Source organism: Geminicoccus sp. (assembly GCF_036263595.1).
Taxonomy (GTDB): domain Bacteria; phylum Pseudomonadota; class Alphaproteobacteria; order Geminicoccales; family Geminicoccaceae; genus Geminicoccus.
Genome location: NZ_DATAGQ010000175.1, coordinates 1 through 23,362 on the forward strand (window position 1 = coordinate 1; position 23,362 = coordinate 23,362).

Annotated in this window: 24 protein-coding genes and 1 tRNA gene; 8 read left to right on the forward strand and 17 right to left on the reverse strand. The window is 66.1% G+C overall.

Annotated elements, in window-relative coordinates; genetic code table 11:
* Together VHL31_RS19005 and VHL31_RS19010 are read left to right on the forward strand one after the other, a co-directional pair.
* A partial coding sequence (locus VHL31_RS19005) for a recombinase family protein (protein WP_329662819.1) occupies positions 1-326 on the forward strand: 326 nt, incomplete at its 5' end.
* A gap of 196 nt (positions 327-522) precedes the next feature.
* A complete protein-coding gene (locus tag VHL31_RS19010) occupies positions 523-2,451 on the forward strand; it encodes a hypothetical protein (protein ID WP_329662820.1) in 1,929 nt (642 codons plus the stop codon).
* Between the two features lie 368 nt (positions 2,452-2,819).
* Here the strand turns inward: VHL31_RS19010 and VHL31_RS19015 are convergent, their stop codons facing one another.
* On the reverse strand, positions 2,820-3,068 hold the full coding sequence (locus tag VHL31_RS19015; protein WP_329662821.1) for a hypothetical protein: 249 nt from the start codon (positions 3,066-3,068) through the stop codon (positions 2,820-2,822).
* A 152-nt stretch (positions 3,069-3,220) separates the two neighbouring features.
* Here VHL31_RS19015 and VHL31_RS19020 point away from each other — a divergent pair, with 152 nt between their 5' ends.
* Positions 3,221-3,613 carry a DUF202 domain-containing protein gene (locus VHL31_RS19020; protein WP_329662822.1) on the forward strand — a complete coding sequence of 131 codons (393 nt, stop codon included), beginning with the start codon at positions 3,221-3,223 and terminating at the stop codon, positions 3,611-3,613.
* Between the two features lie 278 nt (positions 3,614-3,891).
* Here VHL31_RS19020 and VHL31_RS19025 read toward each other — a convergent pair whose 3' ends face one another.
* The 10 genes from VHL31_RS19025 to VHL31_RS19070 all read right to left on the reverse strand — a co-directional run bounded on the left by VHL31_RS19025 (position 3,892) and on the right by VHL31_RS19070 (position 14,821).
* The gene (locus tag VHL31_RS19025) at positions 3,892-4,305 is read right to left on the reverse strand and encodes a VOC family protein (RefSeq protein WP_329662823.1); all 414 of its coding nucleotides are present in this window, start codon (positions 4,303-4,305) and stop codon (positions 3,892-3,894) included.
* A gap of 107 nt (positions 4,306-4,412) precedes the next feature.
* The gene (locus VHL31_RS19030) at positions 4,413-5,918 is read right to left on the reverse strand and encodes a hypothetical protein (RefSeq protein WP_329662824.1); all 1,506 of its coding nucleotides are present in this window, start codon (positions 5,916-5,918) and stop codon (positions 4,413-4,415) included.
* Between the two features lie 16 nt (positions 5,919-5,934).
* Positions 5,935-6,780 carry an NAD(P)H-dependent oxidoreductase gene (locus VHL31_RS19035; protein WP_329662825.1) on the reverse strand — a complete coding sequence of 282 codons (846 nt, stop codon included), beginning with the start codon at positions 6,778-6,780 and terminating at the stop codon, positions 5,935-5,937.
* A gap of 96 nt (positions 6,781-6,876) precedes the next feature.
* On the reverse strand, positions 6,877-7,311 hold the full coding sequence (locus tag VHL31_RS19040; RefSeq protein ID WP_329662826.1) for a hypothetical protein: 435 nt from the start codon (positions 7,309-7,311) through the stop codon (positions 6,877-6,879).
* A gap of 575 nt (positions 7,312-7,886) precedes the next feature.
* Positions 7,887-9,341, reverse strand: a complete 1,455-nt coding sequence (rfaE1, locus tag VHL31_RS19045) for a D-glycero-beta-D-manno-heptose-7-phosphate kinase (RefSeq protein WP_329662827.1) — start codon at positions 9,339-9,341, stop codon at positions 7,887-7,889.
* A complete protein-coding gene (gene rfaD / locus VHL31_RS19050; protein WP_349262489.1) occupies positions 9,338-10,318 on the reverse strand; it encodes an ADP-glyceromanno-heptose 6-epimerase in 981 nt (326 codons plus the stop codon). The genes rfaE1 and rfaD overlap by 4 nt, the downstream gene beginning before the upstream one ends.
* Positions 10,315-10,941 carry a PqiC family protein gene (locus VHL31_RS19055; RefSeq protein WP_329662828.1) on the reverse strand — a complete coding sequence of 209 codons (627 nt, stop codon included), beginning with the start codon at positions 10,939-10,941 and terminating at the stop codon, positions 10,315-10,317. The genes rfaD and VHL31_RS19055 overlap by 4 nt, the downstream gene beginning before the upstream one ends.
* A complete protein-coding gene (locus VHL31_RS19060) occupies positions 10,938-12,578 on the reverse strand; it encodes an intermembrane transport protein PqiB (protein ID WP_329662829.1) in 1,641 nt (546 codons plus the stop codon). Before VHL31_RS19060 ends, VHL31_RS19055 begins: the two co-directional genes overlap by 4 nt.
* The gene (locus VHL31_RS19065) at positions 12,575-13,813 is read right to left on the reverse strand and encodes a paraquat-inducible protein A (RefSeq protein WP_329662830.1); all 1,239 of its coding nucleotides are present in this window, start codon (positions 13,811-13,813) and stop codon (positions 12,575-12,577) included. The genes VHL31_RS19060 and VHL31_RS19065 overlap by 4 nt, the downstream gene beginning before the upstream one ends.
* A 105-nt stretch (positions 13,814-13,918) precedes the next feature.
* Complete coding sequence (locus VHL31_RS19070; protein ID WP_329662831.1) at positions 13,919-14,821, reverse strand: LysR family transcriptional regulator; 903 nt, start codon at positions 14,819-14,821, stop codon at positions 13,919-13,921.
* A 258-nt stretch (positions 14,822-15,079) separates the two neighbouring features.
* Here VHL31_RS19070 and VHL31_RS19075 point away from each other — a divergent pair, with 258 nt between their 5' ends.
* Genes VHL31_RS19075 through VHL31_RS19090 form a run of 4 tightly spaced genes read left to right on the forward strand, consistent with a single transcriptional unit; the run spans position 15,080 to position 17,375 of the window.
* Positions 15,080-15,652, forward strand: coding sequence for a YceI family protein (locus tag VHL31_RS19075; protein WP_329662832.1), 573 nt, complete (start codon positions 15,080-15,082; stop codon positions 15,650-15,652).
* A 38-nt stretch (positions 15,653-15,690) separates the two neighbouring features.
* A complete protein-coding gene (locus VHL31_RS19080) occupies positions 15,691-16,251 on the forward strand; it encodes a YceI family protein (RefSeq protein ID WP_329662833.1) in 561 nt (186 codons plus the stop codon).
* Between the two features lie 21 nt (positions 16,252-16,272).
* Positions 16,273-16,830 carry a cytochrome b gene (locus VHL31_RS19085; protein ID WP_329662834.1) on the forward strand — a complete coding sequence of 186 codons (558 nt, stop codon included), beginning with the start codon at positions 16,273-16,275 and terminating at the stop codon, positions 16,828-16,830.
* A 35-nt stretch (positions 16,831-16,865) separates the two neighbouring features.
* A complete protein-coding gene (locus tag VHL31_RS19090; RefSeq protein WP_329662835.1) occupies positions 16,866-17,375 on the forward strand; it encodes a YceI family protein in 510 nt (169 codons plus the stop codon).
* On the opposite strand, the gene VHL31_RS19095 is transcribed toward VHL31_RS19090, so the two are convergent.
* Complete coding sequence (locus VHL31_RS19095; RefSeq protein ID WP_329662836.1) at positions 17,348-18,082, reverse strand: RNA pseudouridine synthase; 735 nt, start codon at positions 18,080-18,082, stop codon at positions 17,348-17,350. The genes VHL31_RS19090 and VHL31_RS19095 overlap by 28 nt on opposite strands.
* A 69-nt stretch (positions 18,083-18,151) precedes the next feature.
* On the opposite strand from VHL31_RS19095, the gene VHL31_RS19100 reads away from it, so the two are divergent.
* A tRNA-Ser gene (locus tag VHL31_RS19100) sits at positions 18,152-18,241 on the forward strand.
* A 752-nt stretch (positions 18,242-18,993) separates the two neighbouring features.
* Here VHL31_RS19100 and VHL31_RS19105 read toward each other — a convergent pair.
* From VHL31_RS19105 to VHL31_RS19125, 5 genes are all read right to left on the reverse strand, one after another.
* Positions 18,994-19,623: a thermonuclease family protein gene (locus VHL31_RS19105; RefSeq protein ID WP_329662837.1), complete on the reverse strand. Its 630-nt coding sequence runs from the start codon at positions 19,621-19,623 to the stop codon at positions 18,994-18,996.
* 124 nt (positions 19,624-19,747) lie between these two features.
* On the reverse strand, positions 19,748-20,362 hold the full coding sequence (locus VHL31_RS19110) for a pyridoxamine 5'-phosphate oxidase family protein (protein WP_329662838.1): 615 nt from the start codon (positions 20,360-20,362) through the stop codon (positions 19,748-19,750).
* 39 nt (positions 20,363-20,401) lie between these two features.
* Complete coding sequence (locus VHL31_RS19115; protein ID WP_329662839.1) at positions 20,402-21,127, reverse strand: GntR family transcriptional regulator; 726 nt, start codon at positions 21,125-21,127, stop codon at positions 20,402-20,404.
* A gap of 109 nt (positions 21,128-21,236) precedes the next feature.
* A complete protein-coding gene (locus VHL31_RS19120; protein ID WP_329662840.1) occupies positions 21,237-22,664 on the reverse strand; it encodes an aminotransferase in 1,428 nt (475 codons plus the stop codon).
* Between the two features lie 105 nt (positions 22,665-22,769).
* Positions 22,770-23,362: ABC transporter permease (locus tag VHL31_RS19125; protein ID WP_329662841.1), on the reverse strand; the 593-nt coding region annotated here is incomplete at its 5' end.

A 23,362-nucleotide genomic window follows, 5' to 3' on the forward strand; every position in this document is an offset into this window, starting at 1 on the left:
AGGCGACCGAGCAGCCGGTGGACACCGGCACGGCCGCGGGCAAGGCATTCTTGGACATGCTGGGAGTGTTCGCGGAGTTCGAGACCAACCTGCGCAGAGAACGGCAGCTGGAGGGGATCAAGGCGGCCAAGGCACGTGGCGTCTACAAGGGCAGGAAGCCCAGCATCGACGTGAGCGAGGTCCGGCGGCTGCGCCACGAGGAGAAGCTCGGTGCCTCCGCCATCGCCAGGCGGCTCGGCATCGGAAGGGCCAGCGTGTACCGGGTGCTGGGAGCGCCTGATCGAGCCGACCGTGAGCCGTCCCCCTCAACCCGAGGCGGGTCATAGATGGTCATGCTTCATGAGCGGCAGGCCGACAGAATGACGGCTGGCCTTGTCTGAGAAGATGTCGACTACCGCGCCGATGTCCGTTTCACCGTAGACGGCAGAATATGATGTGCGTTGCCACGCCAAGCGAGCTTACCTGATGAAATGCAGCATGTTCTCCCGTTCTTCTTCCATATTCCTGATCGCTTTCTCTTGCATGTACTCGATCCTCCTGTGGTACAACTGGCCGTACGTGGTATCGGACATCGCACCCTATGGTGACGTCGCCGCGGATATGCTGCTGATCGAGCGGGCTCAGCATGACTGGCTGCTGACCGGTCATTATTCGCGCTTCGGCTTCAACCACCCGGGGCCATTCTTTCTCTATCTCCGTCATCTCGCGGACGTTCTCTTCGGCCATGTCCTGCCGAGCCCCTACAGCGCTCAGCTGCTGGGTATCATCGCCGCCGATGCCCTGTTTACCGGACTTGCGGCCGTTGCCGTGGCTGCGCTCGCCGGACCGGACTGGCGAGCATCTGCGGTTGCCGCGACCACGCCTGCCTTCGTTCTGCTGATTCAGGACAATGGTGTCGGTGTGCTGGCGCATCCCTGGATGCCATACGAGTTGGTCGCGCCATTTCTCGCCTTCGTCCTGCTGCTGGCGGCAACGGCGCAGGGACGGCTCTGGATGCTTCCGGCTGCCGCCTTCTGTGGCGGTGCCCTCGTCCATGGCTATGTACCCTTGCTGCCCTTTGTCGGCCTGCCGTTCGTGCTGGTGCTCGCCTATCTTTTCCGACGTGCCAGATCCGCTCCGGACCCGGCTGGACTTCCTGCCCGGCCCCTCGTCCTGTCAGGGGTGATCATCGCCCTGTTCGTGGCTCCCCTCATCCTGGACATGGTGATCCACCCCCCCGGCAATCTTGCCAGGATCCTGATGGCCGCCGGGACGATCACGCCGAGCAAGGGAGCCTCCCTTGGGGACGTGGCGGCCTTTGTCGCCCAGTTCTGGTGGCCGGTTTCGTTCATCCACTCCGTGGTGCCCGTTCTGTGGATTCCGGCGGCCGTGGGTGTCGCGCTCGCCTGGTGGGATCATGAAGCCCGGCAGGCCGTCGCCCATGTGGCTGCCATCGCGGCGCTGATGACGCTGCTGTTGGCCTTCTACGCATGGCGCGCGCCAGGCCCGCTGGTCCCGTTCATCGCGCAGTTCTACCTCGGTGTGCCGCTTGCCGTCGTGGCCGTCACGGCAGCCGCCGGGTTGAAGGTTGCAGTGCAATGGGCGCCCCGGCCGGTCGGGCTCGTTGTCGCTGCCCTGGCCGTCCTGCTGGTGTCCATGGGTGCCTTCACCAGCCCCGGTCAGCACATTGCGGGCATCCGCGTCCTGTCGAGCGGCACCCTGGCTCATCTGGGCGATTCTGCGCACGAGGGTGTGCGGATCAACTTTGATACCCACGACCACTGGCCGATGGTCGCCGGCCTTCTGCTGGACCTCGGACACCTTGGCGTGCCCGCCTGTGTCAAAGCTCCTCATCTGGCCGTCCTGTTCACGCCTGAACGCATCTGTACGCCGTCGGCGAGTGGGCGGAACTACGAGATGATCGCGAGTTCGGCTTGCGGCGAAACCTGTTTTGCCCGGTCCGATGAACTCGGTGTCGGGCTGAGCCTGCCCGCCAAGGTTCCGCCTTACCCCCTCGGTCGCCTTCTCGGCTTCACGTCAGAGGACAATAGCGGCCGGCCCTACCTGACGGACGGCTGGTCCATCGCGGAAGGCGGCGGCACGTTCTCGGACATGGCGGAAGCGGAGCTGGTCCTGCCCGTGGAGCCGATCGCGGACAGTGACCTGCAGCTGCGGGTCAAGGCCTGGGGCTTCATCCATGACGAGCAGCCTCGCCAGGAGGTCGAGGTCATCGCCAACGGACAGCCGGTCGCGACGTGGGCGTTCACCATGTCGGACCGTCTGGGCGAGCGCATGGCGACCATCCCGCTGGACGTGGCAAGGCTGCAGCAACCCTTGTCGATCGTCCTGCGCATCCCGGGCGCGGCGTCGCCCATGGAACTTGACATGTCGTTGGACGCGCGCCAGCTGGGGATCGGTCTGCAATGGTTGAGGCTCGATCCTGTCAGCTCGAAGGCCGCCGCGCCCAACTGAGCCGGCAGGTGTCGCGCTACTGCTTGGCCGGCGGCCGGCCATTAGGGGATGAACATGCCTGTGGGAGGTCAGCATGCGGCAACCGACCACCGTGCATCCAGGTCTTCGCTTGGTCTTGATCGATGCCATGAGCCACGGTGAGGCCGCAGGCACGGTGGCACGACCATGACAATGCGGCCCTTGTCGGCAGCGGGACTGGGCAGCCCATTACTGGTGGCGGGCCGTTCCACAGCTGCTTTGGCTGCAGGCCCATAGGTGCTCCTTCCTGCATCGCACCGGCCAGGCGTTCGATGGCATCTCGATCATCCTGCCTGGTCAACAGCTCCATGAGCCATCCGCGCCTGGCTCGAGCCGCCAGGACAGCCAAGTCACGTCTGGCACCCGCCCTGTCCCCAGCGAACAGCGGCGTCGTAGACTGTCCAACCAGCAGGCGGCACGTCGCCAGAGCGTGGCCATGTGCTTCCCGGTGGAGTGCAGCCGAACTCGGCCATGTCCGTCTGCATGATCGCCGTGACATATTCGGCTTCGTCGTGGGCGCCGGATTTGACCAGCTTGCACAGGCCGCGGGCGAACTCGGCATGCTCATGCAGGAGCGTGATCAGGGAAATGCGGGGCATCGTGCTATCCAGGTTCGTGTGCCATCATCATGGGCGCTCAGAATTAGGTGACGTTGTTCACCACCGCCGGTTCCGCCACGTCGTCCGCGTGTGACATCAGACGTTGGGGGTGCAGAGCCATCGGCGCCCGAACAGCACTGAAGGAAGCATCCATGGACGGCCAACACCCGCAAGGACAGGAGGGGCCGGATCGTCGCACCACACTGGCGGCGGATCGGACGGTCTTCGCGGCCGAGCGTACCTATGCGGCCTGGGTCCGGACCGGACTTGCAGCCCTGGCTAGCGGCGTCGGAGCCCGTAAGCTGTTGGAAGGGTTCGTCCCGGAATGGGTGATTCTCTTGGGTGGCACGGTGCTGGTCCTGCTCAGCGCCTTCAGCTTCGTCGCGGGCGTCTGGCGCCAGGTGCTGCATCCCGGTTCCTTGCCACCCGAGGGCGATACCAAGCGGATCTACCCACCGATCCTGATCACGGTGAATGCCGCCCTGGTCATGGTCGCGATGAGCGCGCTGGTCGGAGTATGGGCTGGTCGTCCAGGACCCGACTAGATCCGGCCGCGAGCCAAGCCGAACGAGATCCACTGCATGGCACGCAGCGGCGGTGGCTGGCGGATGCTACCGATCCATGGCCGCGCCTGGCAGGTGGGTCGTCGAGCTGACCTTTGGCTCCATGGCCGCTGGTGCCGCCTGTTGCGCAACGGCGAGGCAGCTTGACGTTTCCCAGGGCCTTCATCCATGTCGCCATGGGCAGCGTGCTGTCATGCGTCAGCCGCTGAGCACATTCTCAGGGTATGCCTTATAGGTAATCTTCCTGACGCCAAGGCGCCTCAGGCATCCAGCCTCTCCGCATTGATCTCAATCAGATACCTATCCGGATCCAGGATATACGCCTGCGGATACCCCACGATCGAGTTCGGCCGCACCACCATGCAGCGCGGGTCGTCCCCGTCCGCCTCCTCCCGGTACCCCAGCCCCCGCAGTTCCTCCATCGCTCGCGCAAAGCTCCTGACCCGGATCGCGAAATGCGTGTCGCCGGTGTCGATCGAGCGGGGCCGGTTCGACTGGTGGGAGACATCGCCGATCAAATGGAGCTCCCGGTTCCCCAGGCTGAACCAGGCGCCCGGGAACTTGAACGGCGGCCGCTCGATGGGCGTCAGCCCCAGCACCTCGGCATAGAACCGCATCGAGCGCTCCAGGTCCGTCACCCGCAAGCTGATGTGATGCAGCGTCTCGATGTCCATGTCGTGCCTCCCCGTGATCTGGCTGGACTGCAGGCCACCCTTAGACGCTGTACCCGACCCGCACACCCAGCTTCGTCAACCCGTTATTCATCGCACGGGCTGGCCGGTCAGGCGACCGGCAGGTTGCGGTCCGAGAACACCAGCGTCTCGACCCCGCGCATCGTATCCGTCCCCGTCACGCCATCGCCGGCGAACAGGTCCCGGAGCAGCCAGTCGGCCCCGGCCTGCTCCACCGCGTACTGGCCGGACCCCCCGCCCACGATCACCTGGTCGAGGCCAGCGCCTCCCACCAGCAGGTCGTTCCCGAGCCCGGCCAGCAGCAGGTCGTCCCCGTCCCCGCCGTCCAGGAAGTCGTTGCCCGCCGCGCCATTCAGCGTGTCGCCCCCGGCGTTCCCTCGCAGCGAGTCGTTCGCCATCCCGCCCGTGAGCGCGTCGTTCCCGCCAAGCCCGGTGAAGGCGACCGGCGTCCGGCTGTTCCAGGCGTTCAGCATGTCCGGCAGCAATGTACCCTGCGCCCGCTCGATCCCCAGAAGCTGGTCGGTGCCCGTGTCGGTGATGGCCTGCCCATCCTCCCCGTTCAGGGTCAGCCGGACCCGCCCGTCCTCGCCCAGGTAGCGCACGGTATCCTTGCCCGCCCCGCCGTCCAGCGTATCAGTCCCGGCCCCGCCATAGAGCACGTCGTCCCCGACCCGCCCCTCGATCCGGTCGTTGCCGGCCTGCCCGAAGATGGTGTCGTTGATCTCCTCCGCCTCGTCGCCCGCGGCATCGCCCGCCAGGAAGTTGGCGGCCTCGTCCCCGGCCACGACGGAAGTGACCCGCCCCGGCACATGCGTCTCGCTGCGAAGCTCTGGCGGCAGGATGGCCGGGTCCACCGCGAGCAGGTCCTCGATCCGCAGCACATAGCCGGCCATGGCATGCTCGGTGGGATCGAGGATCGACATCTCGTCGCTGCCGAACGGCTGGCCCGGTGGTGCGCGCCCCTCCTCGGGCTCGATCGGCATCCGCACGACCTCGCCCGCCAGGTCCAGCACCAGGCTCCCGGCTTCGGCGATGCCGATACCGACCGGGTCCTGCGTGTGGACGAAGTGGATCAGCCGCGGATCGTCCTGGCCCTCCGTGGCGCCGGGCGAGCCGAAGGTCACGCCCCCGCAGCGGGGGTCCCCCTCGACCCAGTCCTCCGCCAGGAAGAGCTGCGTCATGGCCCCGCCCAGGCTGTGCCCGGTGACCAGGACGCGATCGACGCCCGATGCGGGAATGTAGCCCTTCAGCGCGCCGACCAGCGGGTCGAAGCGGTCGTAATGCGATTGCATCGCCGTGAGGAAGTCGACGGCGTCGCTGAGGCTGCCGGGATCAGCGCCGCGAAACGCGATGGCGAGCGTGTCCTGCCCCTCCAGCGTGCCGCGGTACACATGGGCAACCGCCCCTTCCTGCGCGAATAGGGCGCCCCGGGCCCGGTAGACCCCACTCTCCAGGTCATAGGCTGGCCCATCGGCCTCCAGCCCCAGTTCCGCCGCCTCGACCGGCCGCCACGCCACCGCGCCGCCGGAGACTGGCTGGTTCTCGTAGGCCTGGTTGGCCAGCCGCGCCGCCTCGCCATATTCCACTGCCACCATGCACCCCGCGACGTCATCAAGACGCCGGAGAAAGCGTCATGGATGGGCGGGTTCCTTGCCGCCTGCGGCGTGGCGGCCCGGCGCGCCTAGTCCAGCTCGAGGTCGCGCCGGCGCCGGATGAACGGCGAGTGAACCGGGGCACCCGGCACGATGCGCCCGTCCTCCCCCCACTCCGCCATGCGGTTGAAGGGGATGGGCGCGCGCTGGTCGGCCCCAGCAGTGCCGTCCGGAAGTCGTCCACCACCGCCCGCAACCGCGCCTCGACTGCGGATGGGTCGGAGTAGCGAAGCCCCGCCTCCACGCCGTAGGCGACGAACGGCCGGAGCACCTCGTAGCCGACATAGGCCAGCGTGAAATGCACCGGCCAAAGCAGCAGGTCGATGTCCCCGCTGCGCCCATCATGCGCATAGGTCTCGGCACTCGTCCCGACGGTCACCGAGACCATGGCCCGCTTGCCGGCAAAACGGCCATGCTCGAAGCGCCGCCGGCTCGCATAGACCTCGCCGAACGCGAGCACCCGGTCGAACCAGCCTTTCAGCATGGCCGGCGGCAGGTGCCACCACATCGGGTATTGCAGGACCAGCAGGTCGGCCCGGTCAAGCAGCGCCAGCTCTTCCATGACCGCCGGCGGCAGCGTGCCCGCGTCGCTGGCTAGGCGCTGCTCGGCCTGCACGTCGAACCTGGCCGCTTCATCCTCCCGGGCATAGTGCGCCGGCCGCTCGCAGGGGTCGAAGCCCTTGGCGTAGAGGTCGGAGACCGAGCTGGTCCAGCCGCAGGCCCCCAGCGCAGCCGAACCGGCGCGAACCATGTGCTCGTTGAAGGACTGCGGCTCGGGATGCGCCAGGACGAAGTGGGCGTGCATGGCAGGCTTCCTGGTTGGTTCGGCAGCGCGAGCGGAACAGCCCTACGAGCTTCATGCGCTGCCGGCCAGCCATGTGGCTGCCGGCCCGGCGATCTCCTACGGTGCGGCCCGCTTGAGCTGGAAGCAGGTCACCGCCTTGGTCGTGGGGAAGCTGTGGGCATAGCAGACGTTCATCGTCTGCGGGTCCGCCAGGGTGAACTCGTAGCGGCCGTCATCGTCGATGAAGATACCGGTGTGGTTGTCCATGCTGACGGCGCCGATCAGGGTTTCGCGGATGTCGCCCACGCTGATCTGGCCGATGAACCGGTTCCCCTGCTGCTCGTCGATCCGGTAGGTGAACTCGATCTCCTTGTCCGCGAAGTAGGGGCCGGGCCGCTCCGGAACACGGTAGGGGTTCGCCCCGATGATGACGGCCTGCAGCATGCCTTTCCAGGTCCCGACCATGTCGGGCACGTCCTGCGCCGCCGCTTGCTCCACGACGACCCCGAGCGCCAGTCCGACGCCCATCGCCAGTACACCCATCTTCTTCATGCCGATGCCCTCCTGATATGGATCGACGCTAGCGATTTCCGGAACAACCGAACAGACGTGTCGGCCGGGATGTGTTATTCTTTCGGGCTGGTTCGCCGTCGGCGAAACCGGGCCTGCCGACATGCACAAGATTTGCACGAACGAACCCGAGCCATACCCCGGCCAGTTCCGCCGGTCTGGCCGGCTGCGTGCGGAAGAATCCGCCAATGTGCGGAATTGGTCCGGCCCAACTGGATGGCCTCGTGAATGGGCCCGTCCGTCATGCTCCCTGAGCAGGTGCCCGAAGCTTTCGACGCGCTCGGTCCTGGCTGGAACAAGAGCCATGGCCCCGGCTCCCGGCGCAGCCTTCTTCACCCTGCGCACCTGCATCCTCTAGGCGACCGGCTGCCGGGCTTGTGAGCCGGACAGCCTGCTGGTCGTCCCGAACCTCGATCCACGCCACCCTTTGGGCAGGGCGCCACCTGTCAGGTCCAAAGATGCCGCTCATGTGCTATGATGCCTGTTGGGCCATCCCACCCGCGAGGATCCAGCTGCGCGCCATGCACGAATCGCACGAACGAACCCGAGCGTTGCCCCTAGCTGCCGCGGTCGCGCTCCAGAAGAGCTGTCGTGCTCAGGCCCGGCGTCAGCTCGGCCAGATAGAGTTCGCCGCCCCAGGATGCGACCTCCTTCGCCCCCACGACCTCGTCGGGCCGGTAGTCGGAACCTTTCACCAGAAGGTCCGGCCGGAGTGCCCTGATGACCTCCAGGGGAGTGTCCTCGGCGAACGGAACCACCAAGTCGACATCGGCCAGCGCCGCCAGCACCCGCGCCCGGTCCTCCAGGCGGTTCGTCGGCCGCCCGGGGCCTTTCAGGCGCGCCACCGAGGCATCGTCGTTCAGGCCTACTATGAGGAAGTCGCAGCGTGCCTTCGCGGCATGCAGGTAGTCGACATGGCCCGCATGGAGCAGGTCGAAGCAGCCATTGGTGAAGCCGATCCGCCACCCCTTGCGCCGCTCCTCGCTCACCACGGCCACCGCCCGCTCAAGGTCGGCCACCTTGGCCGAAGCCGGGGAGAGCGCCTGGGCCAGGTCCGCCCGGCTGACCGGCGTGGTGCCGATGCGGGTGACGGCAATCGACCCAGCCAGGTTCGCGAGCCTGGCAGCCTCGGCAAGCGAGGCACCTGCCGCCATCGACGCCGCGAGCGTGGCGATGACCGTGTCGCCGGCGCCTACCACGTCGAATACTTCCCGCCGCACGCCGGCAATGCGTGTCATGCCCGTGGCATCGACCAGCAGCATGCCGTCCGATCCGAGCGTCGCCAGCACCGCATCCACGCCGGCCGAAATCCGCAGGGCCTGCGCCGCCTGCTCCACCGCCCCGTCATCGCTCACCGGCACCCCGGTCACCTCGCCGAGCTCGCGCCGGTTCGGGGTCAGGAGCGTGGCCCCGCGGTAGCGGCCATAGTCGCGCCCCTTGGGGTCCACCAGCACTGGCCGCCCCGCGGCACGGGCCCGCGCGATCACCGGTTCGACCAGCGCCGGCGGCAGGGCGCCCTTGGCATAGTCGGACAAAACGATGGCCCGCGTCGTCGCCATCTTCTCGTCGAGCCAGTCCAGGATCGATGCGACGCCCGGCTCGCTCAGGGTCGAGCGATGCTCCCGGTCGACCCGCAGCAGTTGCTGTCCGGCGCCCCAGTAGCGGGTCTTGACCGTGCTGGGCCGCCCTTCCTGCCGCCAGAGGATGGCACCCGATGGCGCCAGCTCGGCCACGAGCCGGGCGATCTCCTCGCCTTCCGCGTCGTCTCCGACCATGCCGGCCGCCGCCGCCTGCGCGCCCAGCGCGTGGAGGTTCGCGACCACGTTGCCGGCTCCGCCGATCCGCGTTTCCTCGCGGACCATCTCCAGGACCGGGATGGGGGCTTCAGGCGAGATCCGGGCCACGCTTCCGAACACGGCGCGGTCCAGCATCAGGTCACCGATCACGATGACCTGGGCAGTCCCGATGCGCTGGAGGAGGTCTTCGCCAGTGATGGTGGGAGCGCTCGTCATCGGTAGGGATCCGCCTGCAGCAGGCTGTCCTGCACATAGCGTCGGACACCCTCTTCCAGCGGCGTCGGCTGGAAGGGACATCCGGCTGCGCGCAGCCGGTCGAGTTTGGCCTCGGTGAAGTACTGATAGTGCCCGCGCAGCCGCTCCGGCATGTCGATGAACTCGACCTTGGGTGGTGCCCCCAACGCCGCGAACACGGCATGGGCGAGGTCGAGAAAGGAACGTGCCCGGCCACTGCCGACATTGAACAGGCCGGACATCTCGGGATTGTCGTAGAGCCAGATCATCACCGCGACCACGTCGTCGACCCAGATGAAGTCACGCTGCTGCTGGCCGTCCGCGATGCCCTCACGATGGCTCTTGAACAGGCGGCAGCTGCCCGTCGCCTGGATCTGTGCGAGCAGTTGCGGGACCACCGACTGCTGGCCGCCCTTGTGCCACTCGTTGGGCCCGTACACGTTGAAGAACTTCAACCCTGCCCACTGCCGTGGCATCGGCGTGCGCCGCCCCGCCAGTTCGACGATGCGCCGATCCACGACATGCTTCGACCAGCCATAGGCATTGCGCGGCCGCAGCAGCCCGAGCCGGCCGATCGCATCGTCGAAGCCGGCCTCGCCATTGCCATAGGTGGCCGCCGAGCTGGCATAGATCAGCCGCGCCTTGTGCCGCGTGCACCAGTCGACCAGGTCCAGCGTGGTGCGCACGTTCTCCCGCACGATCAGGTCGGCATCGCGCTCGTCCGTGGACGAGATGGCACCCAGGTGGAAGACCGTGTCGACCTTGCCGGCATGCCGATCGAGCCAGGCGAACATGTCCTCCGGCACGATCACGTCGGCCAGGCGACGCTTGACGATGTTCTGCCACTTGTCGCCGCTGCCCAGCCGGTCGCAGCAGACGAGGTCGAGCAGGCCCCGATCGTCCAGGGCCGCCAGAAGAACCGAGCCGATGAACCCGGCTCCACCCGTCACCAGGATCAAGTTTCGCGCTTCCGCTCGTTGGCCGAGCCGGCCTTCTTCACCGCCGCCGGCAGGGTCGTCACCACCTGGGCCGCCAGCGCGCCCACGGCCTCGCTCATGCCGTCCACGATGCTTGGATAATCGCCAGGCGTGGCCTGTTCCACCAGTTCGCTCCGCTCGGTCGCGAGCAGCCGGCCGTCCCCGTCGAACAGGCGCCAGCGCGCGTCCAGGACGATGCGCCCAGCCGCATCCACATCGAAACGAAGCACGTTGACGTCCAGTTCCATGGTGGGGCTGAAGCCACGGTCGCTGGGTATCACGACCATATGCTCGCCACCCAGCGTCCGGCGGAGGTTCTCGGCGAGCACGTCGGAGAACATGCCCGGCAGTGGCTCGGACCACTGGTCGAAGTCGGCGACGGTGAGGCGCGTATCCGTGGCCCGCGTCACGATCTCGGGCCGGTCGAGATATTCGGGGAACTGGACCTGGGACAGGGCGAGCAGCCGGGTCGGCGATTTGGCGACGACGTCCGGATCCACCACCGGCACCATCTGATAGAAACGCGTCGGCGCGGTGCCGGCACATCCCGTCGCCACCAGGGCCAGCAATACCGCTCCTGTCATCCTGGACGTGATGGACCTCAATTGCGTCCTCCAGTCTTGCCGCGCAGCAGCGCTTCGGGATGCCGTTCCAGGTAGTCGGCGAGATCGCGCACCGAGCGGGCGGTCGCCGTGAGCTCACGCATCAGCCTGTTCAGGTCCTGCTGGGTGCTCGACCGCGGGCCGAGGATCCCGTCGGCCGAACGGGCCGCGTCGCCCAGCGCTCGCGTGGTCCGCTCGAGTTCCGACACCAGCGGTCCCGAGGCCCCTTCCAAGGTGGCGGTGAGGCGAGCCACACCATCTAGCGCCTTGTTCAGGTTGCCCATCGACTGCTCCAGCTGCCCGGAGCCGGCGACCTTGGCGATCCCTTCGGCTGTCTTGCGCAACTCCTCGACGAGGTCGGCGATTGGCAGGCTGGCAACCTTGTCCAAGATGCCGGTCAAGGAACGCTCCAGGGTGTCGAGGCTGCTGGGCGCGGTCGGCATGATGAGTTTGCCATCATCGTTCCCGATCTTCTCGGGCGGGGCATCGGGCAGGATCTCCAGCGAGATGAGCATCTGCCCGGTCAGCAGGTTGCCGGTCGCGAGCCTGGCCCGCATGCCTTGCTCGACGAGGCGCGACACCTGATTGCCGTCACCCGTGGGCGTGCCGTTGACGATGCGGATGCGCTGCGGCTCGATCTCGTAGACGACCGGGATCCGCACGCTCTGCGCGGCAACGTCGAACTCCAGGCTGATCTCCTTCACGGTGCCGATCCGCATGCCGCGGAACTCGACCGGCGCGCCAGGGCTGAGCCCACGTACCGACCCATCGAAATAGGAGATCACCGGGATCCGCTCGGTGATCATCGCCTCCGACAGTTCGTCGATGTCGTCGAACAGGTTGAACGCTTCCCCTTCGGCCGCCATCTCGCCCTCGGGCGAGTCGAACATGACGCCTCCCAGCAGCAAGGTCTCGATATTGCCGATCGAGAAGCGCACGCCTTCTGCGCTTACATCGAAGTCGACAGCCCGGCTGCGCCAGAAGCGGCTGCTCTTCCTCACGAGGTCGCCATAGGGCTGGCGGATGAACAAATGGACGATCAGGTCACCCGAACCCGTCGGTGGCTCGAAATCCGTGAGTTCCCCGACGGTGATGCCGCGGAACAGGACGGGCGTACCGACTGAAAGGCTGCCCAGGTTCGGCGCCCGCAAGGTGAAGGAGCGGCCTGGGGTATCGGAGCGGACGCGAGGTGGGTTCTCCAGCCCGGTGAACTCGGTCGCAGTGGACGCGCCTGCGCCTGGATCGACTTCGATATAAGCCCCGGAGACGAGCGTCTCGAGACCCGAGACCTGGCCGGCGCCGAACCTCGGGCGGACTACCCAGAATCGGCTCTGGTCGTTGATCAGATGGGCAGCATCGGCATTGACCAGAATCCCGACTCGTACCGTCTTGAGGTGGTCCCCGATCCTGACCCATTCGACCTGACCGATGTCGACGTCCCGGTAGCGGAGCTTCGTCTGCCCGGCCGTCAGGCCGGAGGCTGTTTGGAACGTGACGACGATCGACGGGCCGCGGCTGCTCCAGGTCGTCCAGGCTACCCAGGCGGCCAGTGCCAGCGCCACCACCGGCACGAGCCACACGATGCCGAATGTCTTGCGAGCCCGCGGTACTGCCGCCGCTGCCTCCGAACGCTCGCTCATCGCTGCTGCCAGACCAGGCGCGGATTGAAGGCCGAGGAAGCGAATATCGTCAGCACCACGACCGAGGCGAACGCCAGGGCTCCTGGCCCCGGCAGGATGGTTGCGAGGTTGCCGAGGCTGACCAGCGCCGTGAGGATCCCGATCATGAAGATGTCCACCATTGACCAGCGTCCGACCAATTCGACAATCCGGTAGACCCGCGTTTTCCTGCGCGCGACCGACAGGTCCCGATCCCTCGCGAAGATCAGCCAGCCCAGCGCCAGAATCTTCAGGACAGGGACGAGGATGCTCGCGACGAACACGAGTGCCGCGACCGGATACATGCCGGAGTGCCAGAGCTCGACGACACCGCTCATGATGGTGTCGGGCATGCCGGCGCCGAAATAGATGACCGTCATCACCGGCAGGACATTGGCTGGCACATAGAGAACGACGGCCGCGGTGAGCAGGGCCAACGCCGTCTGGCGGGACCGCGGATCGTCGGGATGAACGGACGATCCGCAGCGCGGGCAATGGACGTGTGGCGCAGCTTCCGCCGGTAGCACCTGGCGGCAGGCGTGACACGACAGGATCGAGGTGCCGGCGCCCTCGCGCAGGACGTCGGGGCCAGCCTGTCGCATGAACCTGTTCCAAACCGTCATGGGCTCCGTCTTGGCCTCTGCGGCGATCTCGAACAGGACGGTCGCGACGAAGGCGAAGGTGGCGGCGCTGAGGTGCACTTCTGCCAGATCGATCAGCTTCACGTACGCCACGATGATGCCCAGCAGGTACACCTCCATCATCGCCCATGGCTTGATGCCACCCACGAGCCGGTACACGGCCGTAGCCATCGGCCAGCGTCGGCCATGGCGTAGCGGGACCAACACGTAGAGCAGGCCGCAGATCTTGATGGCCGGCGCCACCGTCGCCACCAGGAGCACGAGCGCGCCCAGGGGCTCCATTCCCTCGCTCCACAAGGCGACGCTGGCGGACAGCAGGGTGCAGGACTGCTCGAGACCGCCGATCTCCAGCGTGATGAAGGGCAGGCTGTTGGCGACGACAAAGCAGATCGCGGCAGCGAGCAGGAATGCGATCGGCGGGTCCAGGCTGCCACCAAACACCCCGAGGTCGCCATCGCAGCGGACGCAGCGGAAATCATGCCGACCGTCAGCGACGGGAAGATGATGAAGCTTCCCGCAATCGTGGCAGGCGATGACCACCATCCGCCGGTCCGTCGTTTCAGACGCTGCGCGCATGGCAACTTGGTCGCAGATTGCACGCCGACAGGCCACGATATTCCACAGCACTGTACAAAGAATAGGGTCGCCCGGCAAATCCTGCAGGCGCCATGCGGCTCATGCTCAAGGCTCCCAATAGGGTCGGCCGCCGAATCGTGCCACCAGGAAGTCGACGAAGCTGCGGACCTTGGGCGACAGATGGCGGTTGGCGGGAAACACGGCGTAGATCGCCCGATCCTGCGGCTTGTCGTGCTGCAGGACCTCCACCAACCGGCCGTCCTTCAGGGCCTCGCCGGCGATGAAGGTGGGAAGCACCACGATCCCTTGCCCGTCAATCGCAGCCCGCATGAGGATGCCGCCATTGTTGCTGCTGAACGGCCCCTTCACGCGCACCCGGCGAGGCCCCCCGTCGCCGTCGAACAGCCACTCGTCCCGCTCCGACGAGTAGGCGTAGAGAAGGCAGTCGTGATGGACGAGATCCTCAGGCCGTTCCGGTACGCCCCGCTTCTCAAGATAGGCTGGGGACGCGGCCAGCACCAGGCGGGCAGGTGCCAGGCGCCGGGCGATCAAGGAGCTGTCCTTCAGGCGGCCGACCCGCACGGCCAGGTCGAACCCTTCCTCGATCAGGTCGATCACCCGGTCGTTGACGACCAGATCCAGCTGCACGTCCGGATACTGCCGCCGATACTCGCCGATACAAGGTGCGAGATGCAGCTCGCTGAAGTTCACCGGCGCATTGACGCGCAACAGCCCGCGCGGGTGGCCGGCACTCTCCAGCAGTCGGCCGTCAGCTTCGCCGATCAACTGAAGGATGTCCTGGCAGCGACGCAGATACTCGGCACCGATCTCCGTCAGGCCGATTTTGCGCGTCGTGCGGTTCAGGAGGCGCACACCCAGCCGGTCCTCGATAGCAGCCAGATGCTTGCTGACCATCGTCTTGGACATGCCGAGCGCATCGGCAGCAGGCGCGAATCCGCCTTTGTCCACGATCGCCGCAAAAACACGCATACCGGTCAGCTGGTCCATCGACCCATCGATGCCACGCCATTCGTTTCCTGAGAAGAAACAATCCGTCGAACCACGGCCGGCTATTGTGAGAAGCGGTGTTCGATCATGCTGCGCCGCGTCATCCATGATCCGGATGGTACATCCGCTGGCCATGAACCGTCGTAACACGTGTCAGATCTGCCGGCTGCGGCCCCGTCTCGGCTTCCGTGCCAGCGGCCGAGCAAAGGGTTCAAGGCCGAGACTTGTGATCGCAACCAGTTCACGGAAGGACCCACGATGAAGCGCCTGCTCACTTCCGCCGCCCTGGCACTCACCCTTAGCACCGCTGCCCATGCTGCCGATCCCTGGACCATCGACGAAAGTCACACTGCGATCACCTTCACCGTCGACCATCTCGGCTACTCGACGGTTCACGGCTTCTTTCGCGCGTTCGACGGCAAGCTGACGCTCGACACGAAGGCGCCGGAGAACTCGTCGGTCGAGTTCACGATCGAATCAGCAAGCCTCGACACGCTCTGGGGCCTGCGCGATGAGCACCTCAAGAGTGCGGATTTCCTGGATGTCGCCAAGTTCCCGACCATTACGTTCAAGAGCAGCAAGGTGACACCGGTTGGTGCCGACGCGGCCAAGGTCACCGGTGACCTGACGATCAAAGGCGTGACCAAGCCGGTCGAACTCGATGTCAAGCTGAACAAGCTCGAGCCCAGCCCGATGACCAAGGCGGAAACCGCTGGCTTCACGGCCACCACCGTGATCAACCGGTCCGACTTCGGCGTATCCGCCTTTGTGCCGGCGGTCGGCGACGAGCTGACGGTGCGGATCGACACCGAGACCAGCCCGGCCAGCTGAAGGTCCCGTTGATCCGAACGCATCTAGCGAGGCGAGCCATGTTCCTTCGAGCCTTCGCCGTCCTGCTGCTGGTCTCAGCCCTGATGGGCTCCCCCGCCCAGGCCAAGGACTGGGTTGTAGACCCGGCCTCCAGCAAGCTGACCCTGACGTTCCAGCAGGGCCAGACACCGGTCACCGCGTCCTTCGAGCGGTTCGCGACAAACGTCCGGTTCGACCCGGCTTTCCTCGCCGATGCGCTGGTCGAGGTGAAGGTGGACCTGACCTCGTTCACCTCGGGCGACGCCCAACGCGACGCCCAGGCGCAAGGCGCGGACTTTCTGGATGCCGGCGGCGCGGCCGAGGCGGTGTACCGGGCGACCACCTTCGAGCCACTCGGCGGCGATCGCTACAAGGTCGCGGCCGAGCTGGCGCTGAAGGGTGTCACCAGGCAGATCGTCCATGAGGCTACAATCAAGGTTGACGGCGACCGCGCCTACGCCGAAGGCACGGTTCCGGTTACCCGTACCGACTTCGGCGTCGGGACCGGCCAGTTCGCCACCGGTAGCCTGGTGGGACTGGATGTGAACGTGGCGTTCGTGATCGACGCGAAGGCCGGCTAGCCGGCGAGCAGGGAGAGCGGCATGGCGCTCCGCAATGGACCCGAACGCTTCGGAGCGGTCTCGAAGGCGTTCCACTGGGGCATGGCGGCGATGGTCATTCCCTTGTGGATCCTGGGCTACGTGATGGTGCAGCCGACCCAGGACCTGTTGGCGCAATACGAGCTTTACCAGCTTCACAAGTCGTTCGGCTTCGTCGTGTTCGGCCTGGGCATGCTCCGCCTCCTCTGGCGATCCGTCGACCCGGCACCGCCGCTGCCGCCGAGCATGCACCCGATCCAGCGGACGGCGGCGCAACTGGCCCACCTGCTGCTTTATGGCTTCCTCATCACATTGCCCGTGACCGGCTTCCTGATGAGCGCAGCCTCGCCGCTCGCCATCCCGACCGTCTTGTTCGACACCGTTCCGGTACCTCATCCGATCGGCCCGTCCGAACAGACCTACGCATTCTTCCGTGGAGCGCATTATTATCTGGCCATGGGATTGGCCACGGTCCTGGTGATCCACGTGCTCGGGGCGATCCAGCACACCCTGATCGGAAAGGACTCGGTGCTCCAGCGCATGCTCCCTTTCGTACGCTGACGCTCGCCTTGATCTGTCTTGAGGCGGCGTCGGCCATGGCGGCCGATCGGTCCTATGCGGTCGATCCGGCACGGACCCGCGTCGAGTTCTCCGTCGACGCGACCGGCTTTGCCGGTGCCATCGGCACCATGAAGGTCCGCACCGGCAGCCTCCAGCTGGATCCTGCCCATCCCGACCAGGCCCGCGTCACGCTGGTTCTCGACGCTGCCTCCATCGACACGGGTTTTGCCGCCCGCGACGAAGCGATCCGCGGCAGCTCGTTCCTCAATGTCGGCGAATTCCCGGAAATCCATTTCACCACGACCGCCGTCTATCCCGACCGCGGCGACCACGCGACAGTGCTGGGCGAACTGCAGATGATCGGGGTGACCAAGCCGCTCGCGATCGACACCGAGTTGCTTGAGAAAACCACGGATGACGGCGCGTTGCGCTTCTCAGGCCATGCGCGGCTCGCGCGCAGCGACTGGGGCATGACCGCTTTCCTCCCCATGGTCGGTGACGATGTGCAGATCAGTTTTCAGCTGACAGCGGTACCAAGCCCGTGACGTAGCAGGGCAGCCCTGAAGTCGGCAGGAAACGGCGCCTCGGCACGTACGACGGCACCCGGCAGCCAGGGTATCTCGATCGACCTGGCATGGAGCATCAGGCGGCTGGCGGACCGGTCGCTTCCATAGATCGCGTCGCCCAGAAGCGGCGCCCCCAGCGCCTTCAGATGCACGCGGATCTGATGGGTCCGGCCGGTGCGCGGCCTGGCCTCGACCAGCGCCACCTTCTCGCCCCGCGCGATCACGCGGATATCGGTGACAGCGGCCTGCCCTTGCTCGCTGGGCTCCATCCACCAGCCACGCGCGGCGCTGCGCTTGATGAGCGGCAGGTCGATCCGGCCGTCCGCAAGGCCTGGTGCATCCTGCACCAGGGCCATGTAGGTCTTGCCGACCGCACCCTTGGCGAACAGCTCGCCCAGCCTCGCCAGCGCCGGCTTGGTCCGGCCGAGCACCAGGCAACCCGACGTGTCCCGGTCGAGCCGATGGGCAAGCCCCGGCGGCCGGCCCTTGCCGAAGGCCAGCCAGGGCAGAAGCGCATCCAGCGTCGCCCCTCCCTTGGGTCCGGCATGGACCGGCAGGCCAGCGGGCTTGTCCAGCACCAGCATCGCGTCGTCGCGAAACAGCACGCGCTTGATCAACGCCGCCGCTGCCGCCGGCATCTCCCCGGCCACTGGCGTCCAGCGACCACGCCGCTTGGCCTTCTGCATCGTGTCTCCCTGCACTCCGAACCTCATCCTTGCAGGCTGGCCGTCACGACGCTACATCACCTCCGCCGCGGAGGGATGCCGGAGTGGTCGATCGGGGCGGTCTCGAAAACCGTTGTACCAGCGATGGTACCGAGGGTTCGAATCCCTCTCCCTCCGCCAGATTGACTAAAAAGTATAATGCTTGGAGGAGCTTAGTGGAGTGGGCCCTTTCGCTTCCCACATCCATTCCCTCTTCCTGTTCCGGGTGTGGGCGAACCGTAGCGGGTGTTGGCGGACGTACCATCGGCATAGCAGTTGCTCCAGCACTAGGTCTTGTCGCCGGGTCGCAAAGCCAGATCATGAGTGAGCGATCTGAACGAAGGCAGCGCAATAGGCGGCGAACTTTAGTCCGCTCCATGATCCATACCATCATCGCCATCCGGCAGGTCGTCGGCGAGCTGAATGCAAAGCCCTACAGGATGAGCGAAGAGTAGCCGGATCAGGCAGCCGGCCGGCGCCATCCACGTTCGTGGTACTAGCAATAGCGGCAGGGACATGCTGCTGGCACCAGCCAGGGTCTGGTGTGAGGTGCCCCGGCCGAGGTTGGTCCATGTCGAACGTTAGCTTTTGGCGGATTTTCCCCAAGGAGGAGAACGAGCCATGAAGCGGAAGCGGTTTTCGGTGGAGCAGATCGTGGCAGTGCTGAAGCAGGCGGATCTGGGCCTGCCGGTGGCCGACCTGATCCGACAGAGGTAGCTCAAATGGCGGCCAAATTCCCTGTTTCTTCCCGCAGATCAGAGAACGACCCTTTGGGGATGGAGAAGAGTTCACAGCAGACTGCCTGCACCGCCAGTTTTTGCTGGATGGGCACGCATAATACCTTCAATGCATTTGGAACAAGCCTGAGCGGATAACAGGCCTAGAAGCTTGCTTCACCCGCTGGGCACGCAGATCGCTTCGCACGGGACACCGTCGCGATCGCCATCGAGGCGGATGGAGCCACAGCGTGCCAGGATGGCCAGGGCTTCTTCGCAAGAGGTCATCTCGGCACAGCTGGGTACTGGCCGACAGCCATCTCCTCTGCCAGCTCGGATGCTGGCCTTCCGTCCGGAACGCCATTGCCAGGGTGCCTCGGCACCGGCGCTGCTCCAGAGACCGATCCGGTCGCGGCGGGCTGCATCCTGAGCGGTCCTGAGGACAGGCCCTTGATCGTAGCGTGTGAATTGCCAAGCATGCCCCTCGCGGACCATGGCTACCCCGACGTCGCGGCCGTCCACCTGGATGCGGGCGACCGTGCGGCCATAGCGGTCCTGGTCCACCCGATCGACCTCCACCATGGACGTGCCCACCAGCCGCACGAGTGCGGAGCGGGCAAGGTCCCCGCCAGGCTGGCCTCGCTCCGGCGCATCGATGCCGAAGATCCGGATCGTTTCCAGCCGTCCTTTCGCGTGAACTCGCAGGGTGTCACCGTCCACGATCCGGGCGACCCGGACGGGATCTGCTGCGGCCGACACGGTGCACACGCAGGCGATCACGGCCGCCCACAAAAGGCGCACGAACATGTTTCTTTGCCTGAGGTGTCATCGACGCCCCGAGCATAGAAGAATTACTTCGACATCATAGTGGGATGGAAGCCGCCCACATAACCTGGGATGCCAGCCGTCGTTCGGCTGGCTGGTTGTGCCCTCAGTACAGCTCGGTCCGGTAGTTCTGGTCGATCTTCTGGTCGGCATCGTCGGCGTCCACGCCGGCGATCTGATCCGCGATGATCCGCCCGAGGCTGGGGAACTCCTTGCGGTTCTGCCTTGATTCCGGGTCCCATAGCCGGGAACGGATGAACGCCTTCGCACAGTGCATGAAGACCTCGTCCACCTTGACCAGGAGGCCCCCCACCGCCGGCTTGCCGTCGACCGCCAGCGCCTGCATCAGCTCGGGATCACGGGTGAAACTGGCAACGCCGTTCACGCGCAGCGTGTCGTCGAAACCCGGCACCATGAACAGCAGGCTGACGTTCGGATGCTTCGCGATGTTGCTGATCGAATCGATCCGGCGGTTGCCCGGCCGGTCCGGCAGCAAGAGCGTCCGGTCATCGAGGACTTTCACGAAGCCCGGTGGATCACCGCGCGGACTGACGTCCTGCCGGCCCTCGGCATCGGCCGTGCCCAGGACCAGAAGGGGTGACCGCGCGATGAAGGCGCGCGCGTGCTTGTCGAGCCTAGGCTGGACCTTGTCGCGGGCAAGGCCCGATACGTCGCCATAGCCCGTTCGTATCTCCTCCAAGGTCATCGCGCTGTCGGCCATTCGCTCCCCCTGTTCCGGCGCCTGCTCCGGCGCATGGTCTTACCAGCCCACCCGACTGTAGAGGTAGCGCTGAAACGATCGAAGATCGGCGCAGCGAAGGTGGCGGGCCGCTGCGATGTCGCCGGCCTCGATCGCTAGCACCAGTTCGTCCTGCATGTGCAGGGTGAACTGCAGGAACCCTTCGTCATAGGGCATGTCCTCGCTTAACGCGCACGCCAGGAATGGCGCGTAGCGCAGGTGCAGGCGAAAGATCATGTCGATCAGGATGGCAGAAGCCGAGCCGCGGGCGAGGCGACCGTTCCATTCCATCATGGTCTGCATGGTCGGCGCCAGGTCGATCCCGAAGCGGTAGGTGCGAAGGGTACGCGTGTATTCGAACAACTCGCGAGCTTCATCGGGCACCTGACGCGCTGCAAATCGAGCGGCGGCTTCGCCTTCGAGCAGCAGGCGCATCGACCAGATCTCGTCGACCAGCGCTCGATCCAGCGGCGGCACCCTGAACGACCGTCCTGGCGCGATCTCCAGTGCCGACGCCGCGACCAATCGGCCGACCGCCTCGCGCACGGGCTGCATGCTGGTGTTCAACGACACCGCCAGCTTGCGGAGACTGAGCTTCGCGTCCGGCAACAGCTGCCCGCTGAGGATGCGCCGTTCCAGATCCTGGTAGACCTGCTGCCCGAGCGTCCCGTCGTCACTTCCTTCGATCTGAAACTCAGGCGCGTATGCCGAGGCCTCGGTGCTAGACAGGTCGGGTCCCGACGTCATCGAAAAGATCTCGAACTGGTTGAAAGAAGCTGCATCTCGGCCAGGCAGCGGGCAGGAGCCAGATATCCCCGTGTCCCGGCCGAGAGCAACATGACGTCGCGCCGCGCGATCAGGCGATGGCCAGCCTAGCCAGTTCCGGCGTCATGCTGTCCAAGGCCGCGCCGAAGCGCTCGATGGCCTGATCGCATTCCGCTTCCGTGATGCAGAGCGGCGGCGAGAACGAGATCACTTCGATGAACGGCAGCGCGCGCACCATGAGATTGTGCTCGACCGCCCTGCCGGCGACCAAGCGGTGGACGTTGCTCGAAGGTGCGAACGGTCGCCTCTTGGCCCGGTCGGCCATGAACTCCACCCCGATCATCAGGCCTTCGCCACGTACGTCGCCCACGAAAGGATGGTCGGCCAGGCGTTGCCGGAGGCCGGCCAGCAGGTGCGCACCCACCTTGCCGGCATGGCCGACCATGTCTTCGTTCTCGAGGATCGCGATGTTGGCCAAGCCGATCGCGGCGCCCACCGGATGGCCCGAATAGGTGAAACCGTGCATCACCGGGCCGTATTCCGGAGAGGCCTTCTCGAGCACGTTCCAGATCCGCTCGGATACCACCGAAGCCGAGACCGGGAAGTAGGCGCTGGTAATGCCCTTGGCCAAGGTGACGAGGTCCGGCTTCAGGCCATAGAGCCCGGTGGCGAACCAGTGGCCGGTCCGACCGAAGCCGGTGATCACCTCGTCCGCGATCAGCAGGATGTCGTGGCGGTCGAGGACGGCCTGCAGCCGGTCGAAATAGCCCTTGGGCGGCAGGAGGACACCGCCTGTGCCCATGATCGGCTCGGCGATGAAGGCGCCGACCGTGTCGGGCCCCTCGCGCTCGATGATCGCCTCGATCTCGGCGATCATGCGGTTGCAGAAGGTCTCCTCGTCCTCGCCGGCCTCGGCGAATCGATAGAAGTGCGGGCAGCTGGTGTGGATGACATCCGCCGTCGGCAGGTCCCAGGCCTTGTGGTAGGACGGGATGCCCGTCAGCCTTGCAGCAGCGGCGGTCAGCCCGTGGTAGCCGCCCTGACGGGAGATGATCTTCTTCTTCTCCGGCGTGCCACGCAGGTTGGCGTAGTAACGCACCAACTTGTAGTTGGTGTCGTTGGCATCGGAACCGGAGCAGCCGAAGAAGACGCGCTTGAGGTGCCTCGCATTGGCACGCTCGTGGAACAGGCTCAGCACCTTGTCGGCCAGGCGGATGGTCGCCTCGTTCGACGACGAGCCAAAGATGTGGAAGTAGTTGAGGTCCAGGATCGCCTGCTTGGCCACCTCGGCGATCTCCGGCCGGCCATAGCCGATGTTCACGCACCACAGGCCGCCCGAGCAGTCGACGAACTCGCGGCCGCTGTGATCACGCAACCGGGCGCCTTGGCCGCGGTCCATGATGTGCGGTCCCTTGTCCATGTGGGTCGCGATGGAGGTCAGGGGGTGGAACAGGCTGTGCCGGTCCATGTCCTCCAGCGTGTAGTTGGCGCGACCGTCCAGGACCTCTTCATCAAGCATTTTGTGGTTCTCATTGGTTGTGCGGGCCGGCCGAGATTGGCCTTGCCTCCAGGTTCAGCGGCGATGTCGACCCGTCGCCCTAGCGGTCGCGCGGCATGTTGTTGCTCATCGCGTATCGAGCTTCACGAACAGGAACCAGAAGAACACGCCCATGACGGGCAGCGTGACGACCAGCACGATCGTCGCCAGGGAGAAGATGATCGGCACCTGCGACTGCTGGGACGCGGCCATGGCCCAGTTGTAGATCGGCATGGTCGTGTCGACGCCGCGCACGAACAGGGAGCGCAGCAGCTCGTTGAACGACAGGAGGAAGCCGAACACGCCCGCCCCGAAGATGCCCGGCCGCAGCAATGGCATTTCGATGTCCCAGAAGCGCCGCCACGGTGGAGCGCCCAGGTCCTCGGCCGCCTCCAGGAGGCGCAGGTCGAACCGGCTGGCAATGACCAGCACGAGCAGGAGGGCGAAGGGCAGCGCCCAGACCAACTGCGCCAGGAAGATCGACCACACCCCCAGCTTCAGTGCCAGGATGGTGCGCAGGAAGATGAACAGGGCCGCGCCCATGGTCAGGCCGGGGACGAACAAGGGCAGCAACGTCAAGAGCAGGACGGGCCCAGGTCGGCGCATGCGGGTGATCGCGCGCCCGACCATGGTGGCGATCACCATGCAGACGATCGCGACGAGCGTGCTCAGGACGAGGC

Bases quoted from the DNA above. Each gene is read 5' to 3' on its own strand.
- VHL31_RS19075 (WP_329662832.1), top strand. From the start codon at position 15,080: ATGAAGCGCCTGCTCACTTCCGCCGCCCTGGCACTCACCCTTAGCACC.
- rfaE1 (WP_329662827.1), bottom strand. From the start codon at position 9,341: ATGACGAGCGCTCCCACCATCACTGGCGAAGACCTCCTCCAGCGCATC.
- VHL31_RS19035 (WP_329662825.1), bottom strand. From the start codon at position 6,780: ATGCACGCCCACTTCGTCCTGGCGCATCCCGAGCCGCAGTCCTTCAAC.
- VHL31_RS19015 (WP_329662821.1), bottom strand. From the start codon at position 3,068: ATGCCCCGCATTTCCCTGATCACGCTCCTGCATGAGCATGCCGAGTTC.
- VHL31_RS19010 (WP_329662820.1), top strand. From the start codon at position 523: ATGTACTCGATCCTCCTGTGGTACAACTGGCCGTACGTGGTATCGGAC.
- VHL31_RS19070 (WP_329662831.1), bottom strand. From the start codon at position 14,821: ATGGACCAGCTGACCGGTATGCGTGTTTTTGCGGCGATCGTGGACAAA.
- VHL31_RS19040 (WP_329662826.1), bottom strand. From the start codon at position 7,311: ATGAAGAAGATGGGTGTACTGGCGATGGGCGTCGGACTGGCGCTCGGG.
- VHL31_RS19030 (WP_329662824.1), bottom strand. From the start codon at position 5,918: ATGGTGGCAGTGGAATATGGCGAGGCGGCGCGGCTGGCCAACCAGGCC.
- VHL31_RS19110 (WP_329662838.1), bottom strand. From the start codon at position 20,362: ATGGCCGACAGCGCGATGACCTTGGAGGAGATACGAACGGGCTATGGC.
- VHL31_RS19105 (WP_329662837.1), bottom strand. From the start codon at position 19,623: ATGTTCGTGCGCCTTTTGTGGGCGGCCGTGATCGCCTGCGTGTGCACC.
- VHL31_RS19065 (WP_329662830.1), bottom strand. From the start codon at position 13,813: ATGCGCGCAGCGTCTGAAACGACGGACCGGCGGATGGTGGTCATCGCC.
- VHL31_RS19080 (WP_329662833.1), top strand. From the start codon at position 15,691: ATGTTCCTTCGAGCCTTCGCCGTCCTGCTGCTGGTCTCAGCCCTGATG.
- VHL31_RS19060 (WP_329662829.1), bottom strand. From the start codon at position 12,578: ATGAGCGAGCGTTCGGAGGCAGCGGCGGCAGTACCGCGGGCTCGCAAG.
- VHL31_RS19095 (WP_329662836.1), bottom strand. From the start codon at position 18,082: ATGCAGAAGGCCAAGCGGCGTGGTCGCTGGACGCCAGTGGCCGGGGAG.
- VHL31_RS19020 (WP_329662822.1), top strand. From the start codon at position 3,221: ATGGACGGCCAACACCCGCAAGGACAGGAGGGGCCGGATCGTCGCACC.
- VHL31_RS19085 (WP_329662834.1), top strand. From the start codon at position 16,273: ATGGCGCTCCGCAATGGACCCGAACGCTTCGGAGCGGTCTCGAAGGCG.
- VHL31_RS19025 (WP_329662823.1), bottom strand. From the start codon at position 4,305: ATGGACATCGAGACGCTGCATCACATCAGCTTGCGGGTGACGGACCTG.
- VHL31_RS19090 (WP_329662835.1), top strand. From the start codon at position 16,866: ATGGCGGCCGATCGGTCCTATGCGGTCGATCCGGCACGGACCCGCGTC.
- VHL31_RS19115 (WP_329662839.1), bottom strand. From the start codon at position 21,127: ATGACGTCGGGACCCGACCTGTCTAGCACCGAGGCCTCGGCATACGCG.
- VHL31_RS19120 (WP_329662840.1), bottom strand. From the start codon at position 22,664: ATGCTTGATGAAGAGGTCCTGGACGGTCGCGCCAACTACACGCTGGAG.